This window comes from Alicyclobacillus tolerans (assembly GCF_048984885.1).
GTDB classification, from domain to species: domain Bacteria; phylum Bacillota; class Bacilli; order Alicyclobacillales; family Alicyclobacillaceae; genus Alicyclobacillus_I; species Alicyclobacillus_I tolerans.
Window position 1 is genome coordinate 75,875 of sequence record NZ_JBMGNK010000002.1, and the last position, 18,419, is coordinate 94,293.

The window sequence follows — 18,419 nt, forward strand, 5'->3', positions numbered from 1 at the left end:
CCTCTTCATACGCACGACGCACTGTTTACGTTTCCAATGTTGGAAAGAAGCAATGGAAACAGCATACGCACCTTTAAAAAACAGCCGCAATGCCAAAATGTATTTTCATTGATTTTTGGAGCCATACATGGAAGGAAGGCAATCAGAAAAAGAAAATGACCCAGAGAGCAGAATATTGTAGAGGGAGCAGTTTCACCGTCACTGCATCACACGTACCTATAGTATAGTGACTTCCCCTGGGTCGTGTCAAAAGGAATATTCGAAAAGAAATCCATAAAATAAATTTCTTTTTAGTTTGATTTATATTTTCAAAATTTATTGTCGGCGAATTGTATATATTTATTCTTCCGCCATAATTTCCGGACGACGATTGGGCACCCATACAGTAGCGATTAAACTCAATATGACAACCCACAGCATGATCAGATAGACCGAGTGCAAACCATACACCAGCGCGTGACGAAAGAAGTCTGCTATATGACTGGGAAGCCGCACTGCTGTAGCCGGATTGAGCAAAGCGTTCAGGGCGCTATTGGCATACTTTCCTCCGAGTGTCGGATGCAATTTTGTATATAATAGAATTTTTTGATTAAACCAGGAACCAAACACTGCAATGCCAACAGTCTGACCTAACGTTCGAACAAATTGATTTGAAGCTGTGGCTGATCCGCGCATGGACCAACCTACAGAAGACTGTACAACTACGGTATAAGCAGTGGTAGCAAATCCAAAACCAAACCCCATGATCAGCATAATCGCAATCAAAACCCATTGCGGAGTTGCAAGTGAAGCTGTTGCCAGCCAAATACCTCCTGCCAAAAGTGCCAGTACGCCAATGCCAGAAGTTTTTTTAGGACCAAGAGAGATAAGCAATCTTCCACCTAATGTCGCGCCAATGGGCCAGCCAATCGACATCGGTGTCAATGTCAAACCGGCGTTGGTTGCACTGTGACCAAGTAAGCCTTGTATCCAAAATGGCAGATAAGTAGTCAACCCAATCAAGACAGCGCTAATAAAAAAACTAGCAATATTCGAGACTAGAATCGTGCGATGGCTAAACAGTTTGAGAGGAACCATGGGTTCACTGCTGCGCCATTCCAGGAATACAAAAAGCGCCAGCCATATCGCTGAAAAAATAAACAGACCCACAATGACCATTGACGACCAAGCAAAGGTTTGCCCCCCTGCCAATAATGCGTAAAGAAATGCCGTAATTGCCATACTGAAAACCACAGCACCAAGAAAATCAATCTTTCGCTTTTTACGTTCAAACGGTTCATGCAAATACAAAATGAGCAGAACAATGGAAATGACGCCTATTGGAAGATTGATATAAAAAATCCATCGCCAACTCAAAACGTCGACAAAAAAACCTCCCACAAGCGGTCCCAGGACTCCAGCAATCCCCCATATTGCACTAAAAAGTCCTTGCATTTTGGCCCGCTGTTCGTATGGATAAAGATCTCCGACAATCGTGAGAGTGATAGGCAGTACCGCGCCTGCGCCTATGCCTTGGAACGCTCGAAAAATAATGAGTTGGGTCATGGTGTGCGAAGCACCAGAGAGCATAGACCCAACCATAAAGAGCAACGTGCCAATGGTAAACATCCATTTGCGGCCCCACAAATCAGACAGTTTACCCCAAATGGGTGTTGTCACTGCGGAAGTCAGTAGATAGACTGCAAATACCCAACTGATGAGACGAATACCGCCCAAATCACTGATAATAGTGGGCATAGCCGTACTTACCACTGTACTGTCCATCGCAGTCAAAAAAGTTGCAACCATCACGGCTGCCGTTACACTGGGACGATTGGTTGAAAGATGTTTGTCATTTTTCATAGCGTCAGTATACGGTTGATAATGCAAGAAAACAATGTTATTCTACCCATTTTTTCTTTTGTAATGATTTCCCATACATAGCAAATCAGAAAACATTCAGTCTTTCTCTCATTTAGAAAATAAAGCGAGCAGAGGACATACGACGAACAAGCTCTTCCATCACCGCATCCTCTGTTGCTTCATCTGCTGCTTCGTAAGTAACAGAAAATCTCACAAAGTGACCGTGATCGTCCCATGGAACTGTGGAAATAGAGTATTCCTTAATGAGAAATTCTGAAAAAGCAGCTGCATTTTCAAACGTTCTTCCGTCTTCTAACCCTTTTGGTGCCTGAACGTACAAGAAAAATGAACCTTTCGGCTTCTTGGCGGGAAACCCAAGTGACTGTAAAACTTTGACCAATTTATCATGTCGACGTGAGTATTTCGCCGCTGTAGCTTCTGTCCATTCTGGATGTTTCAAGGCTTGAGCAGATGCTACCTGAATGGCGCGAAATTGTCCGGAATCCTGGTTATCTTTCACAGTAGCAAAAGCTTTGACAATTTGTTCGTTGCCGGCCACAAAACCGAGGCGCCAACCTGTCATGTTAAATGCTTTGGACATGGAGTGCACTTCTACGCCCACATCAATTGCACCCGGAACACTCAAGAATGAGAGCGGTTGTTGCCCGTCAAACGTAAGCGCACCGTAGGCATTGTCGTGCACGACCACCAATTCATTTTCACGCGCAAACGATACGACTCGTTCAAAAAATTCTCTGGACGCAACAGCTCCGGTAGGATTGTTTGGATAGTTTAAATAGAGCATTTTTGCTTTTTTTCTAACGTCGAGTGGCACACTTTCCAGATTGGGCAAAAAATCATTTTCCGGGCCAATCGGCATATTGTAACTTCCTCCGCCAAGCCATGTCGCAATTGTCGCCATGACTGGATAACCAGGAACTGTTTGCAGCACCACATCGCCAGGATTGATAAACGCCATAGGAAGCATTGCAAGCGCAGGCTTCGAACCGATACTGTGGTTGATTTGAGTGTGGGGATTCAATCCGGTCACACCGTACACACGTTGCAAATAGTCTGCAGCTGCCTCTTTATATTGTTCAATTCCGTTGTCAGCATAAAAGCGGTTCGCCGGATTTTGCGCCGCCTCATAAAGCGCCTGTATAATTTCACGATGCGCTGGTTCATCCGGTTCACCTACACCCATGTCAATCATCGCTCGCTCCGGATGCGCCTCCAGAGCTGCCGCCTTCGCTCTCTTGATGCGCTCAAACTTGTAAATCACCGTGTCTTTCCCAAAATTTTTGCCACCTATTCGATCTGCAAATAAATTTTGCAAGTAACTATCACTCACATTATCAACCTCCATCATATTTTACTGACTGTACTCCACTCTATCAAAAATCTTTCTATTTCTCCCTCTGTCAAAGGGTGATAAGCCATTTTTTGCAGTACTTCAAAAGAACAGAGAACAGCCTTAGCACCTGCCGCCACAGCATGGATAACGTGGCGTGGATGCCGAACACTGCTGGCCAATACGCGTGCATGAAGTTGTTGTTTCTGGAAAAGTTCTGTAATACTGCCTAACAAACGAACCCCGTCCATTCCTATATCCTCCATACGACCGAGCAATACAGAGACATAGGTCGCACCAGCTCGGGCAGCAAGCAACGCTTGTGCTTCACTGTAAACCAGCGTAACTTCTGTTTCCACACCCAGCTGGCAAAAACGCTCAACAGCTTTAAGTCCTTCTAACGACATAGGGAGCTTGACCAATAATTGTGGAATTTGTTCACTCAGCGGTAACATCTCTTCCAAAATACTTTCTGCATCCAGATGAGTGGTAGAAACAACCCATTTCCCAACGAATTGTCCAGACAACGATTGCCATAGGTCAGTCGCCCGCATACCCATTTGCTGAAGTTTGACAGGATTGAGCGAGAGCGCGGAAAGAACACCCCACGACGCGGCTGTCCTCACTTCCCACTCGTTGACTGAATCAAGCCAAAATTCCACGAATTCGCCCTCCTACCGCAGGCAATCAAGCTTTCACCGATGGTAAAAAATAGCCATCCATTCATCAGAGATTAACGCATGGCAATACCAAGTATTTGCCTCGCCTCGTCTGGCGTTGCCAAGGGACGCTCCAACTCCGCAGCAATGCGCGCCATACGCTCTACCAATTGTGCATTGCTCTCCGCCAACTCGCCTTTGCGATAATAAATGTTATCTTCAAAACCAACTCGTACATGTCCACCAAGAACTATGGCTAACGCCCCCAATGACAATTGATGGCGTCCCATACCTGCTACGCTCCAACTCGCTCCTGCCGGCAACAATTCAGTCAAGAACAGGAGGTTTTTGGCACTTGCAGGTAGAGCACCCGGTACACCCAGCACAAAATCAAAATGAAAAGGAGGCGTAACTAAGCCCGCTTTCGCAAGCTGCATAGCATTTTGAATCATTCCAGCATCAAAAATTTCAAATTCTGGGCGCACATTGTACATCTGCAATTCTTGAGCAAAACGAATCAGATCTGCTGGAGCATTCATAAACACTTGCTGCCCAAAATTAACTGTTCCACAGGTCAGTGTTGCCATTTCTGGCCGAAGTGAAACCGGCTGTAAACGTTCATCAGCTGTCATACCTACAGCGCCACCGGTAGAAACTTGAATAATCACATCAGTCTTGGCTCGAATCGCTTCTATGGCTTCAGCAAATTTCTCTCTGCTCTGCGTAGGCGTTCCGTCTTCATTGCGAACATGTAAATGCACAATACTCGCTCCAGCATCCCGACACGCGGCGGCCGCTGTGGCAATTTCCTCAGCAGTAATCGGTAAATGAGGTTGATCTTCCCGCGTAACTTCCGCTCCAACCATAGCTGCCGTTATGATTAATGGTTGCAACCAAAACCCTCCTACCATTCGACTTCAATCCATGGATAAAAAAACGCCCTCTCCTCTATGTTTTCTTCACATAAAGGAGAAAGAGCGTCGCTAGAATAGCGGGATGATGCTGGTGTGACTACTTTACCCCGCATTGCCTTGGCGCCGCCATCACGAACGATTTCTTTGCTTGTCAAGCGGCACGACACAAGTTCCTGTAGCGTAAGTCACGATTTGCGGCGGTGAAAGCGGCCGCGCTGCCGACGGACAAAGTGAATCGATATTGGCTTCAATCACTTTTAGCGCCGTAAACTCCATCTTACGGGAGGTCTTGCCTACCTTTGTAATACGACCGCGCGCCTCAATATAATCACCCGCATAAACAGGCGCCCGAAACTCCACGCAATCGTATGCGACAAACAACCCTTCGTCCCCATCATGGCGTATTAAAAGTTCAGTAGCCACATCCCCAAAGAGCGCCAACATCCGTGCACCATCAACAAGTCGGCCCCCATAATGGGCATCGTGCTCGCCCATTCGCAAGCGAATGACACTTTCCCAGGTATTCTCTTCCAAGTGAGTCACCCCCGCAATTGGGCGTTTACTGCATGCCGCAATTCATCAATGTCAAACGGTTTGGTGAAATGTGACAATGCTCCCATCTCCATCGCTTCTTGAATCAAATCAAGTTCTCCGTAAGCTGTCATCATAATGACCTTTGTTTGTCGATCTCGTTTACGCAAGTTACGTAGGATTTCCAAGCCGTCCATTCCCGGTATTTTCATATCAAGAAGTACCAAGTCAGGATTCTCTTCCTCAACAATATCCAGTGCCGTAGTCCCATTGTGAGCCAAAAATGTCTGATATCCCTCTCGTTCCAAAACCTCTTGGAGCAATACGCGAATCCCAAATTGATCGTCCACTACCAATACTTTATGTGACAAAGAGGACCCTCTCCTCAGCGCTCCTCCCCGTACGCCAACGCTGCTCCTATAAAATCACGGAATAGCGGTTGGGCACGGTTGGGCCGCGATGTAAATTCTGGATGAAATTGAACTCCTACAAACCAACGATGACTCGGTATCTCGATAATTTCGACTAATCGTCCGTCCGGAGATGTTCCTGCCACGACCAATCCCGCCTTTTCCAATATCTCGCGGTAAGCGTTGTTAAATTCGTAGCGATGACGATGCCGTTCACTGGCCCATTCTCCACCATACGCGCGGTAGGAATGCGTATCAGCGACCAATTTGCAAGGATAGGCGCCTAGGCGCATGGTTCCGCCCTTCTCCTCAACTTCTTTCTGCTCCGGAAGCAAATCAATGACAGGATAAGGTGTAGAGGGCTGAATTTCGCTGCTGTGCGCAGCTTCCAGTCCGGCTGCATGACGCGCAAACTCAATTACAGCTATCTGCATACCCAAGCATATCCCGAAATAAGGTATATTCCGTTCACGCGCAAATTGAGCTGCGACAATTTTTCCTTCGATACCGCGGTCGCCAAATCCTCCTGGTACCAATATACCGTCTACGTCACCCAGCAGTTGCTCAACATTCTCTTCCGTCACATCTTCAGATTGAACCCAGACCACCTGCACCTGGGCGTCATGAGCGTATCCACCATGCTGAAGTGCTGCCTGTACACTCGCATATGCGTCAGGTAAAGCTACATATTTTCCTACCACAGCAATTTTCACAAGTCGATGAAGATTAGAGATTTTTTCCACCATCTGATGCCATTCACTCATGTCGGGTTCAGGAGCTTCAATCCCAAAGTGACGAAGAACAATGCTGTCAAGGCCCTCTTGCTGCATCAGTAAGGGAACTTCATAAAGATTTTCCGCATCGCGATTTTCAATGACCGATTCTTCATCCGTATCGCAGAATAGAGCGATTTTCTTTTTGACATCGAGTGACAACGGCACTTCTGTTCGGCAGACAATGACGTTTGGCGTGATGCCAATGGAACGCAGTTCTGCAACACTGTGCTGAGTTGGCTTCGTCTTCACTTCACTGGCCATTCGCAAATAGGGGATTAGCGTGACATGCAGGTATAGGGTATTTTGTCTTCCAACTTCTCTCTTCATTTCCCTAATCGCTTCTAGAAATGGGAGCGATTCAATATCCCCCACAGTTCCGCCAATTTCGGTGATAACAATATCCGTTCCCGGTGTAGCAGCTTTCATAATACGTTCTTTTATCTCATTCGTAACATGCGGAATCACTTGCACTGTGCCACCCAAGTAATCACCCCGACGCTCTTTGGTGATTACAGACCAGTAAATTTTTCCGCTTGTTACGTTATTGGCATGAGTCAAGTTGATATCAATAAATCGTTCATAATGTCCCAGGTCAAGATCGGTTTCTGCCCCATCTTCGGTGACAAATACTTCTCCATGTTGATAGGGAGACATGGTACCAGGGTCAACATTAATATAGGGGTCAAATTTTTGTATAGTTACGGACAAACCTCGATTTTTCAGCAATCTACCCAGCGATGCTGCTGTTATTCCTTTGCCCAGGCCAGAAACCACGCCGCCTGTAACAAAGATAAATTTCGTTTCCATGCTATATCCTCCCAAAGATTGTCCATCCTGTTTACACATGAGCACCTGACACCAAAAAGTGTGCGTCCTGGTTCTTTGCTCCACCAGAACGCACCTTGTTTGCCGCGCATTCTAACGAATATGCCTTTCGTTTAGGGCGATCTCGTTAGGCAACATGAAGAATCAGTCTTCCTCATCCTCTTCGTCTTCATCGTCTTCGAGAAGAGGTTCTTCTTCAAATGGCTCTTCTACTTCATCCTCAACTTCTTCTGTATCATCGAGATCATCATCCGGCAAAACTTCGTCCTCACCATCTTCTACGACAGTGTCAAACAAATCGCCATCTTCTTCAACTTCTTCAAGTACTTCTTCCTCATCTTCGTAAACATCTTCTTCGTCTTCATCGCTAAAGGCATCGCCGCTGCGACGAACAAATTTCTTGTTGCCGCTGCTACCGCCAACTTTATCCACAGGATACCAACGAATCAGACCCCAAATATTTTGGCCGATGCAAGTAAAGCGACCATCAATATTGATTTCTGTGTAAAGACGCGCAATGACCTCATTGACTTCTTCATCCGTCATACCGCGCAATTCTTGAATTTGACGCATGATTTCACGGAAATACAGAGGTTCCTTGCGCTCTTTGAGAATTTCGTATGCCAACTCCACGAGCGGCATTTGCTGGATTTCCTCTTTCCCCTTGCTCAGCAGCGTCGCCAACGCTCTTTCCCTCCTCAAGGGCAAAGGGCAAAGCCGCGCCATTTGACCAGCGCGGGCTGCCCGTCTCCATCTACACTTCAAATGTGTGGATTATAACATAATCGCCAATAGGTTTACAGAGCCAATCCAGGAAAATGCTCTTGAATCATCTCTGCAGCTTGGTAAGGATCGCGAACATTAGATTGCAACAATTCTCTCCACTTTTGCGAAGAAAACACTTGATACTGTAAATAGTTGCGAAATTTGAGCTGTAACAAGCGTTCTACGTCCACTTCCAACCGTCGACAACGACGCTTTTCGCCAAATCCGCTAGAAGCTAAATGTTGGCGATGACCAACGAGCGTCTGCCAAAGCTCTTCGATTCCTTGCTCGGCAACCGCTTGAGTACGCAGTACAGGAGGCTGCCAATTTTCACGAAATTGCCTTTTCTCATGCAACATCCATTGAATTTCTCGAATCAAAGTGTCGCTTCCCGGCAAATCGTCTTTGTTGACCACAAAGATGTCGGCAATTTCCATAATTCCTGCTTTAGCCGCCTGAATATGGTCACCCGTGCCAGGTGTCAAGACCAACACAACAGAATCAGCGCGAGTTAACACGTCCAATTCTGATTGACCTACTCCCACGGTCTCTAAAAAAATCACGTTACAGCCAAAGGCATCCAGAACATGAACCATATCGCCCGTAGCTGCAGACAGTCCACCTAAATCTCCGCGTGTGCCTACACTGCGAATAAATACACCTGAATCTTCGCTATGTCGGATCATGCGAATACGATCGCCGAGCAACGCCCCGCCACTGAATGGACTAGACGGATCAACCGCCAACACACCGACTTTCAATGAACGTTGGCGCAAAAATCCTATCATAGCATCTACGAGTGTGCTTTTTCCTGCTCCCGGCGGACCTGTAAACCCAATAATATGAGCGCGTCCCGTCATGGGATAGAGACTTTCCAGCAACTGCCGACGATTTTCATCATCAGACTCGACCACAGTCAGTGCGCGAGCTGCTGCGCGGATGTCGCCCTGACAAAGTTTTTCCACGAGGGGATGCACGCTCATTCTCCTTTCTAAGGGTGACGATGGATAACAACATCTGTCAGCGCTGACTGTTTAAAACATGACGAGCAATAACCAATCGTTGAATTTCGTTTGTACCTTCATAAATCTGAGTAATTTTAGCATCCCGCATCATGCGTTCTACTGGATATTCACGAATAAATCCATAACCACCAAAAATTTGCACAGCCTCTGTGGTCACTTCCATGGCTACATCGGAAGCAAACACTTTACTCATTGCAGACGCCTGTCCATAGGGCAACCCTTCTGATTCCAGCCATGCTGCTTGATAGGTTAGCAAACGCGCTGCTTCAATTTTGGTGGCCATATCTGCTAGCTTAAACTGAATCGCCTGCAAATTGGCAATTGGAGCGCCAAACTGCTCACGGGATTGCGCATAGTCGCGCGCTGCTTCAAACGCTCCTTGGGCAATGCCAACCGCTTGCGCAGCAATTCCGTTTCTCCCACCATCCAGTGTCATCATGGCGATTTTAAAGCCAAATCCTTCTTCACCAAGACGATTGGCCAGCGGAACGCGACAATCTTCAAAGATCAGCTCAACCGTTGTTGAACCGCGAATACCCATCTTCTTCTCATGTTTGCCAATGCGAAATCCAGGTGTCCCCTTTTCGACAATAAAGGCAGTCACACCACGTGTTTTTTGAGCGCGATCGGTCGAAGCAAAGACAACGTAAGTCTCCGCAGCGTCACCGTTTGTGATAAATACTTTGTTGCCATTCAAGATATAGCTATCCCCATCGCGAACCGCTGTAGTACGCATTCCACCAGCGTCCGATCCGCTTCCCGGTTCCGTCAGACCGTATGCCCCGAGCTTTTCACCTAACGCCATAGGTTCCAAATATTTCTTTTTCTGCTCTTCTGTCCCAAATCGATATATCGGATAACCGGCCAATGATGTGTGTGCTGAAAGCACAACCCCTGCAGATGCATCCACTCGTGATAATTCTTCTACAGCAATCACGTAGCCGAGATAATCCATGCCTGCGCCGCCGTATTCTTCCGGCCAAGGAATTCCTGTAATCCCCAACTGAGCCATCTTATCAAAGATTGTTCGGTCAAAATACTCCTTTTCGTCCCGTTCCGCCACCCCTGGCTTAACCTCATTCTCAGCAAATTCACGAACTAACTGGCGAAGCTGTTCATGTTCCTTGTCCAAAGTAAATTTCATAAGTATCTTTCATCCTCTCTGTTATCTTGTGCAAACACATGTCGGGCAGAAGGCTTTAGAACCCGATGAAGAAACCTTTACGCGGGATTCTCTTGATTTAAATATGACGGGCTATGACAATGCGTTGAATTTGGTTCGTTCCTTCATAAATCTGTGTGACTTTGGCGTCGCGCATCAGCCGCTCAACATGATAGTCCGCTATATATCCGTACCCTCCAAACAATTGGACTGCATCCGTCGTGATTTGCATGGCGGCGTCTGAAGCGAATACTTTTGCCATGGAGGCCTCTTTCGCACATGGCAAATTGCGCATTTTACGATTGGCCGCATTGTAAATCAGCCAATGCGATGCCTCAATTTTGGTCGCCATATCTGCCAACATAAACTGTACGGCTTGAAAGTCAAAAAGCGACTGGTTAAACTGCTTGCGACCGCGGACGTACTGATTCGCTGCATCAAACGCTGCCCGTGCTATGCCCTGAGCTTGGGCGGCAATCCCAATTCGACCTGTATCGAGCAAGCGCATGGCAATACTAAAGCCTGCGCCTTCTTCTCCCAGACGATTGGCGACAGGTACACGAGCATCCTCAAATAGCAATTCTACAGTAGAAGAGCCATGTAACCCCATTTTCCGCTCTTTGCGGCCTATGCGAAAACCCGGAGTATCTTTCTCTACCAAAAATGCTGTGATACCACGACTTCCTTTTTCTGGCCTGGTCACCGCAAAAACACAGTAGACATCCGCCTCGCCGCCATTGGTAATAAACATTTTGCTGCCATTCAGCACATACGAATCCCCATCACGCACGGCACGTGTACGAATGGAAGATGCGTCCGATCCGGCTCCAGGTTCCGTCAGGGCAAAGGCGCCAATCCATTCCCCCTGTGCCAATTTGGGAATATACTTTTGTTTTTGTTCTTCTGTGCCAAAGTATAGAATCGGAAATGTACCCACTGAAGTATGAACAGCGAGTATGACGCCAATAGCTGCACACGCGTAAGAAATCTCTTCAATAGCCAAAATATAAGAGACAAAATCAGCGCCTACCCCACCCCATTCTTCTGGAATAGGCAGACCCATCATTCCGAGATTGCCCATCTGTCGTATGATTTCTCTTGGAAATTCGTCTTTTTCGTCAATCTCGGCCGCTTTGGGCAGAATGACCTCTCGGGCAAAATCGCGCACCATTTTACGAATTTCTTGTTGTTCAGATGTGAATTCGAAATTCATGACCCATCGACACCTTTATCCAGGTTTCTTCGTATCTTCCCGAATTTCATGATTTATTTTAAAGATGCATAACCAATTTATTCTCCACGAAATTCCGGTTTACGGCGTTCGAGAAAAGCCTGCATACCCTCTTTGCGATCATTTGTTGAGAAAGCAAGAGCAAAAAAGGCTGCTTCCTGAGCAGTACCTCGTTCGAGATCGGTCTCTGCCCCTTCATAAACCGCTCTCTTGATAAAATGGAGAGCTTTAGCAGGCAACTTGGCAAACTTGTTGGCAAGCTTAATGCCCTCTTCCATCAATTCTTCTTCTTTGACCACAGCCGTAACGAGTCCATAAGCCAATGCCGTTTGAGCATCAATTGGCTCACCGGTCAAAAGCATATGCAAGGCTCGTCCCTGACCTATGATTCGTGGTAACCGTTGACTTCCACCAAATCCAGGCAATACACCAATACTCACTTCCGGCTGCCCCAATTTAGCACCTTCTGCCGCAATACGAATATCGCAAGCCAGGGCCACCTCCAGTCCACCACCTAAAGCGTAACCTTGAATGAGCGCAATGGTAGGTTGAGGAAGTGCCTCAAGTTTGGCAAACACCTTTTGACCAAGACGTGAAAATTCAGCAGCTTGGAGGCTATCTATATCAACCATCTCGGCAATATCTGCGCCAGCCGCAAAAGCTCTGCCTTCTCCACAAAGAATGACGGAACGCACATCTTTTTGTTTCTCCAGTTGAGTTAAATGAGCGTCCAATTGACGGATAACTTCTTGATTGAGAGCATTCAACTGCTTCGGACGCTGCAAGATTAATTTTGCTGTCGTACCTTCAACCACAAGCTTTACATACTCTTCAGACATTCACATTTCCCTCACTTGTCAATTGTATATTTTCACTGCTTACAAAAGCTTTAATCGTTATACACGTAAAAACCACGACCTGATTTTTTCCCAAGCCACCCTGCTTTCACATACTTGCGCAACAAGGGACAAGGGCGATATTTGGAATCACGAAAACCTTCATAGAGCACTTCCATAATCGCCAAACACGTGTCAAGTCCTATAAAATCAGCTAAGGTAAGCGGTCCCATCGGATGATTCATGCCAAGTTTCATCACTTCGTCTATCGCTTCCGGTGTAGCCACTCCTTCATAGACACAGTAAATCGCTTCGTTAATCATAGGCAATAGAACACGGTTGGAGACAAAACCCGGGAAATCGTTGACCTCCACTGCCGTTTTACCCATTTTCTCTGCCAATTCATGCACAGCTGTATAAACCGCATCACTCGTGGCTAAACCGCGAATAACTTCCACCAATTTCATCACAGGTACTGGATTCATAAAATGCATACCAATGACTTGTTCAGGACGACGAGTGACAGCAGCAATCTCTGTTATTGGCAAAGAGGATGTATTGGAAGCTAAGATAGCGTCACCCTTCATCAACTCATCCAATTTGCGAAATATCCCCAATTTGATATCCATATTTTCTGTGGCTGCTTCAATCGCTATATCTGCGTCAGAACCTGCATCAAGCTGGCAACTCGTCTCAATCCGTCCCAACACAGCAGCCATTTCTTCCTGTCCCATGCGCCCTTTATCTACTGCGCGTTGCAAATTCTTACGTATGACAGCCAAACCACGTTGGATAAATTCGTCTTGAATATCATTCAAAACAACTTGAAGTCCCGCCTCTGCAGCTACCTGTGCAATACCACTCCCCATTTGACCTGCACCTATAACCATCACTTTACGTATCTCTGCCATTAGTCGATAACACTCCCCATTGTCTCAAATGATGAACGTGAACTTTCTTACATCTTCTTTGTAACTCAGGCAAGCTTAATTTCGCGGCACTTCCACCAATACTGCATCCCCCTGTGCCGCCCCACTGCAAATTGCCGCTATGCCGAGACCACCGCCACGACGACGCAGTTCATAGATTAAAGTCATCAATATACGCGCTCCACTTGCTCCAATAGGATGTCCAAAAGCGATGGCTCCGCCATTCACATTGACTTTTTCAGTATCCCAAGCCAGTTTGTTGCCCGTAGCTAAAGCAACCGCAGCAAACGCTTCGTTGACCTCAAATAAATCAATGTCTTTTAGGCGATAACCCGTTTTATCCAAAAGTCGAGATATCGCGAGCGCTGGAGTCAGGGCAATATATTTTGCTTCAAGTGCTGCTTCTGCATATCCATGGATGAACGCCAGAGGTTTTTGACCTAGTAACGCGGCTCGTTCTTCAGACATGAGCACAAGCGCTCCCGCTCCATCGTTCACTCCCGGTGCGTTTCCTGCCGTGATCGAACCATTTTCCTGAAACACCGGGGGTAAAGCTGCCAGTTTTTCAAGCGACGTATCACTTCGCGGACATTCGTCAGCCTCCACCAGCAAGTCTCCTTTGCGTGTGGGCACTGATACGGGAACTATCTCATCCCGCAACCTTCCTTCTCTTGCTGCGGCTATTGCTTTCTCGTGGCTCAACAAGGCAAACCGATCTTGTTCTTCACGTGTAATACCCAGCTCTGCCGCCACATCACTGCCATGAACCGCCATATGAACTTGATGAAATGCGCATGTTAATCCATCATGAACCATCAAATCGACAAGAGGTACATCGCCCATTTTATTGCCGCCTCGCGCCGCAGGTAACGCGTAGGGAGCATTGGACATACTCTCCATTCCTCCCGCCACAGCTACCTCAATATCACCCGCGCGAATCAGCGCGTCTGCTAACGTGACTGCTCGCAAACCGGACGCACAAACTTTATTAATGGTTAAGCTTGGCACTTCCCACGGCAATCCAGCCAGTCTCGCAGCCTGTCGAGCAGGAATTTGTCCAGCACCGCCCTGTAGTACCATTCCCATAATAACCGAATCCACCTGACCGGCCGGTAGATTCGCTCTTTCAAGTGCGGAGCGAATGGCTATACCACCTAACTCAACCGCTTTCATATTGGACAAAGCACCTTGAAATTTGCCAAACGGTGTGCGTGCCGCGCTGACAATCACCGATTTTCTCATCTCGTCCGCCTCCTGTTAGACTGATGATGGTTTTCAGCAAGCAAAATTCCCGCTCTTTTCACTTTCTGTCATTATGATAGCCGAGATAGCGACAAGAACCAAAGGGAAAGCCTGGTCATTTTCAAATGGACACAACATGATTTGCAAACTTCTGCAGACAATCGGGAAGCTGCCCAAGAATCGTTGGACAGCTCCGATAGTTGCTTATTCATTTCAAAATTCCCATGAAAATATACTCCATGCGTAACAGAGAAGCTGAGAGTTTTGGATAAACCCACTTTTATGCCCCTCATCCCTTATTCCTCAAGCAATGGACTGTGCGAGCAGTTCGATGACATCAAACGTTTCCAATCTTTCCTCTGCTCCATTCGCTTTTGTACCATCAATCAGCATGGTCATGCAATATGGACAGGCTGTGCCAACCACTTCAGCCCCAGTATCCAGAGCCTGTTTAGCCCGCATTACATTGATACGGGAAGCACCGCCCTCTTCTTTAAACATACCACCGCCGCCAGCGCCACAGCACATGCTCTTGTTCCGACTACGCTCCATTTCTACAAGCTCCAGCCCCGGAATAGCTTCCAGGATAAAACGAGGCGCATCATAGATGTCATTATATCGGCCCAAATAGCAGGAATCATGGTAGGTAATTCTCTTTTCGATCCGGTGGGTTGGCTTCAGTTTTCCTTCTTGAATCAATTTTGCCGCAAATTGCGTACTATGATAGACTTCCGCCTCAAACCCAAAATCAGGGTATTCGTTTTTGAAAGTATTAAACGCATGCGGATCGGTCGTAATAATTTTTTTCACGCCGTATGTTTGGAAAATTTCAATGTTGCGCTGCACAAACTCCTGATATAAAAACTCGTTGCCTAAACGGCGTGCAGAATCGCCATCACTTTCTTCTTCTGTACCGAGAATCGCAAAATCAACGCCTGCCGCCAGAAGAATACGCGCAAACGCTTGGGCAATTTTCTGATTGCGCTGATCATAAGAAGCGGCTGTACCGACAAAAAACAGATACTCGGCCTTCCCTTCCACTTCCTCCATGGTTTTGACAGGCAAGTCTCCAACCCAAGCCGCACGTTCACGTTTACTAATACCCCATTCATTGGACTGTCTCTCTAAATTACTAAAAACCTTGGTAACTTCCGGCGATGTTTTTCCTTCTGTCAACACCAAATACCTACGCAGATCGATAATGTCTTGAACATGTTCGTTCGCTACCGGACAGGCTTCTTCACAAGCACGGCAAGTTGTGCAAGCCCAAACTTCCTCGTCAGTAAATACTCCTTCAAAAACCGGATGTGTACTGAGAGTTTCTGCTCCAGCCGCTTTTTGTTGCAATAACTGAGGACCTTCAGCAACAATAGCCTCTTTCATCTTCAAAATCAGATGCTTAGGAGAGAGCGGTTTTCCTGACAAGGTTGCTGGACAATTGATGTGACAACGCCCACACTCCGTACAGGCATAGCCGTCTAATAACTGTTTCCAGGTAAATTGCTGTATTTGTCCTACACCAAATTCCTCAATAGACTCGTCTTCCAAATCGAGCTTGCGAAGCTTGCCAGCAGGCTCGTACTTCTTGAAGTACCAGTTAAAGAGTGCGCCAATCATATGCATATGTTTCGAACGAGGAATAAAATAGAGAAATGTGGAGATTGCAAGAATATGCAGCCAAAAACAAATTTCGCTAATTGCCAGCAACCCACTCTTTGAAAGAGGCGCCAACCAACGCGCGATCAGCGAAACACCCGGCGAATACCATCCACCGTAACTTCCCGCCAAGGCCATATCCGCACCTGTGGCAATAAAGTAAGTGACAACAATTGTCCCAATCAAAAAGAGAATAAAGCCGCCTTCGAAAGTCTGCTCCACGCGCATAGGACGCAACACATAGCGGCGAATAGCCGCCACAATGATGGCCACCAGCACAAACCAAGAGAACATCTCCTCAATAAACAGATAGACAGGAGAAGTTGCCCAAGGCAGATGAAAACGAAGGATGTGATAAACAATAAAATCGAGATCGCCAAATACTAGAAATAGAAAGCCCCAAAAGATAAAAAAATGTCCTAACCCGGACGGTTCGGCTAAAACCTTCCGTTGTCCCAACACATTGACTACGAAGCTTTTCAATCTTTGCCCCGGTTTGTCAAAACGTGTGGGGTCAGGCGCTGCCAATTTCAAATACAAGTAACGTTGTCTGACAGCTGTGCCAAACAGGTAAAGCGCTGTCCCAAAAACGAGGACAAACACAATTCCCTGAATGATATACCACATAGGCGCCCCTCCTCCGTGCGTTCATGACTAGTATAAACGTGCGCGGTCACATTTTGTATAGCAGCCGGCACGAACATCGCTAGCACATATTATACCTACCGACTGGTTGGTATGTATAGCGCATTCTCAGATTTTTTGCCGATCCGGTTACAAAAAGAATTTCGTCTTAACAGAAAGTCCAAGGTTTGTCATGTTCTGCTCCATTCATTCATAAGAATTGGACAATTGAATCCGGTGATGGAGCTCACCGTGAACTGCCGGAATGAACTGGCTAATGGCCCCTACTGTTCTCGTTTCATTCACAGACAGTAGGGGTACTTTTTTGGTTTTGAGGTGAAACATGTCTTCCACATTGCAGCTGTTTTTGGTCTCGCTCATCACAAGTATAGACAACGCCTTATTGGCTGGAATTCTATTACCTACCGGATTTATGCCGCAAGAACGGCGCAACGCTCTGATTCAAACTGGAATTTTACTTAGTTTATGGCAAATTGCAATGGTCAGCAGTATGGATTATTTGCTACAGGCGGTTGTATTCCGCTTTTTGGCGATTCTCTTGTTGAGTTGGATGAGCATCCAGACCTTGAGCCGCATTTCTGCCCGCCGACCATGGTATAGCATTCCTACAACGCTAAAAATCTTCAGTTTTACGGCAATCGGAAATCTGGATAATATCTTATGGCTTGGCATGATGACAAAAGGAAATCGTATAGGATTGCTTTTTACAACCGCTATCACATTACCTATCTTTTTTCTGGTTGCCTATTTCCTTTCTCAACAGGCGGAAAAACAGCAGTGGATACTCCCTCTGGGTGCTGGCATGATGGCCTGGGCAGCTGCAGCGCTATGCATGGAAACACCCGTTATCCATGCATGGATTTTGTCACTTGATGATGCCCCGCAAACAACCTTGCAAAGCCTGATGACGGCAGCCATTTTATCCATTGGATTGGGATTGCGTTTCTTTTTTCAAAAACGACAGAACGCCCCATAACCTGGATGGTTCAAAATAGATGGTAGATGCCTAATCCCAAATAGAGCGAGGAAACGGCAATGGAAATCGCTATTCTCATCCACCTGTTGAAAAATATTGTGGAATGTTCAGAATGAGTTGCTGATGGTTTTCTGCTCGATTGGAATATCCTAGAGCCCGAGACTAAAAATAACGCTAATAAAAAGCCTGCTATCACAGCCCAACTGATAAACTCATGCAAAAATCCAAGACTGAGCCCAATGGATAGATTTTCGAGTGAAAAGGCAAGTGCCAGCATCATTTTTTCATGAATCAGAACGGATACCTTTTCATCATGGATGTCTTGTATGAAATCGCGATCAATCTCTATTAAAATCCACAAACCCATGCTTATGAGTATGACTGAACCCAGCCAAGTAAAATGGAAAAAATTTTCTTCTGTAATGATTTTTTCAGCCGTCGATCCTCCCAAAAGGCAAAACCATAGCGAAATCACGGCTAACTTGTTTCGCCATCCCAACCATCTAGATTTTTGAGGATGACCTGCCACAAAATCCTCTTGCTCCAGCGTGGTTAAACCAGCACCCAAAAAACCTACAGAGGCACTCACACCTACCATTCCGAGCAACATGTGCAGACACCTTCCTATGTCTCCACAGCGTATG

At 46.5% G+C, this 18,419-nt stretch carries 17 protein-coding genes and 1 riboswitch; of the genes, 1 reads left to right on the plus strand and 16 read right to left on the minus strand.

Annotation, left to right across the window (positions count from 1 at the left end):
- Positions 1–339: 339 nt before the first annotated feature.
- The 15 genes from ACOJUR_RS00435 to ACOJUR_RS00505 form a co-directional block, all read right to left on the minus strand.
- Positions 340–1,869 carry an MDR family MFS transporter gene (locus ACOJUR_RS00435; RefSeq protein WP_420948973.1) on the minus strand — a complete coding sequence of 510 codons (1,530 nt, stop codon included), beginning with the start codon at positions 1,867–1,869 and terminating at the stop codon, positions 340–342.
- Positions 1,870–1,954: 85 nt separating this feature from the next.
- Positions 1,955–3,208: an LL-diaminopimelate aminotransferase gene (locus ACOJUR_RS00440; RefSeq protein ID WP_072874978.1), complete on the minus strand. Its 1,254-nt coding sequence runs from the start codon at positions 3,206–3,208 to the stop codon at positions 1,955–1,957.
- Positions 3,208–3,855 carry a transaldolase family protein gene (locus tag ACOJUR_RS00445; protein ID WP_072874936.1) on the minus strand — a complete coding sequence of 216 codons (648 nt, stop codon included), beginning with the start codon at positions 3,853–3,855 and terminating at the stop codon, positions 3,208–3,210. Before ACOJUR_RS00445 ends, ACOJUR_RS00440 begins: the two co-directional genes overlap by 1 nt.
- Positions 3,856–3,926: 71 nt before the next feature.
- A complete protein-coding gene (gene kce, locus ACOJUR_RS00450; protein WP_072874937.1) occupies positions 3,927–4,745 on the minus strand; it encodes a 3-keto-5-aminohexanoate cleavage enzyme in 819 nt (272 codons plus the stop codon).
- 150 nt (positions 4,746–4,895) lie between these two features.
- Positions 4,896–5,300, minus strand: coding sequence for a 3-aminobutyryl-CoA ammonia lyase (kal, locus tag ACOJUR_RS00455; protein WP_238413580.1), 405 nt, complete (start codon positions 5,298–5,300; stop codon positions 4,896–4,898).
- Positions 5,301–5,305: 5 nt separating this feature from the next.
- The gene (locus ACOJUR_RS00460) at positions 5,306–5,668 is read right to left on the minus strand and encodes a response regulator (RefSeq protein ID WP_072874938.1); all 363 of its coding nucleotides are present in this window, start codon (positions 5,666–5,668) and stop codon (positions 5,306–5,308) included.
- Positions 5,669–5,682: 14 nt separating this feature from the next.
- The gene (locus tag ACOJUR_RS00465; RefSeq protein WP_420948974.1) at positions 5,683–7,290 is read right to left on the minus strand and encodes a CTP synthase; all 1,608 of its coding nucleotides are present in this window, start codon (positions 7,288–7,290) and stop codon (positions 5,683–5,685) included.
- Between the two features lie 162 nt (positions 7,291–7,452).
- Positions 7,453–7,992, minus strand: a complete 540-nt coding sequence (gene rpoE / locus ACOJUR_RS00470) for a DNA-directed RNA polymerase subunit delta (RefSeq protein WP_072874940.1) — start codon at positions 7,990–7,992, stop codon at positions 7,453–7,455.
- 113 nt (positions 7,993–8,105) lie between these two features.
- Positions 8,106–9,050, minus strand: a complete 945-nt coding sequence (meaB, locus tag ACOJUR_RS00475; RefSeq protein ID WP_420948975.1) for a methylmalonyl Co-A mutase-associated GTPase MeaB — start codon at positions 9,048–9,050, stop codon at positions 8,106–8,108.
- Positions 9,051–9,093: 43 nt separating this feature from the next.
- Positions 9,094–10,242, minus strand: a complete 1,149-nt coding sequence (locus ACOJUR_RS00480) for an acyl-CoA dehydrogenase (RefSeq protein WP_420948976.1) — start codon at positions 10,240–10,242, stop codon at positions 9,094–9,096.
- Positions 10,243–10,339: 97 nt separating this feature from the next.
- Entirely contained in the window at positions 10,340–11,473 is a 1,134-nt protein-coding gene (locus ACOJUR_RS00485) for an acyl-CoA dehydrogenase (protein WP_072874943.1), read from the minus strand.
- Positions 11,474–11,550: 77 nt separating this feature from the next.
- The gene (locus ACOJUR_RS00490) at positions 11,551–12,330 is read right to left on the minus strand and encodes an enoyl-CoA hydratase/isomerase family protein (protein WP_072874944.1); all 780 of its coding nucleotides are present in this window, start codon (positions 12,328–12,330) and stop codon (positions 11,551–11,553) included.
- A 50-nt stretch (positions 12,331–12,380) separates the two neighbouring features.
- Positions 12,381–13,238, minus strand: a complete 858-nt coding sequence (locus ACOJUR_RS00495) for a 3-hydroxybutyryl-CoA dehydrogenase (RefSeq protein WP_306953332.1) — start codon at positions 13,236–13,238, stop codon at positions 12,381–12,383.
- 75 nt (positions 13,239–13,313) lie between these two features.
- Entirely contained in the window at positions 13,314–14,498 is a 1,185-nt protein-coding gene (locus tag ACOJUR_RS00500) for an acetyl-CoA C-acetyltransferase (protein WP_306953334.1), read from the minus strand.
- 303 nt (positions 14,499–14,801) lie between these two features.
- Complete coding sequence (locus ACOJUR_RS00505; protein WP_072874947.1) at positions 14,802–16,781, minus strand: heterodisulfide reductase-related iron-sulfur binding cluster; 1,980 nt, start codon at positions 16,779–16,781, stop codon at positions 14,802–14,804.
- A 224-nt stretch (positions 16,782–17,005) separates the two neighbouring features.
- Positions 17,006–17,072: riboswitch (Fluoride riboswitch) on the plus strand.
- A 49-nt stretch (positions 17,073–17,121) separates the two neighbouring features.
- Here ACOJUR_RS00505 and ACOJUR_RS00510 point away from each other — a divergent pair.
- A complete protein-coding gene (locus ACOJUR_RS00510; RefSeq protein WP_420948977.1) occupies positions 17,122–17,775 on the plus strand; it encodes a hypothetical protein in 654 nt (217 codons plus the stop codon).
- Positions 17,776–17,785: 10 nt separating this feature from the next.
- On the opposite strand, the gene ACOJUR_RS00515 is transcribed toward ACOJUR_RS00510, so the two are convergent.
- On the minus strand, positions 17,786–18,385 hold the full coding sequence (locus ACOJUR_RS00515) for an MntP/YtaF family protein (protein WP_420948978.1): 600 nt from the start codon (positions 18,383–18,385) through the stop codon (positions 17,786–17,788).
- Positions 18,386–18,419 lie beyond the last annotated feature (34 nt).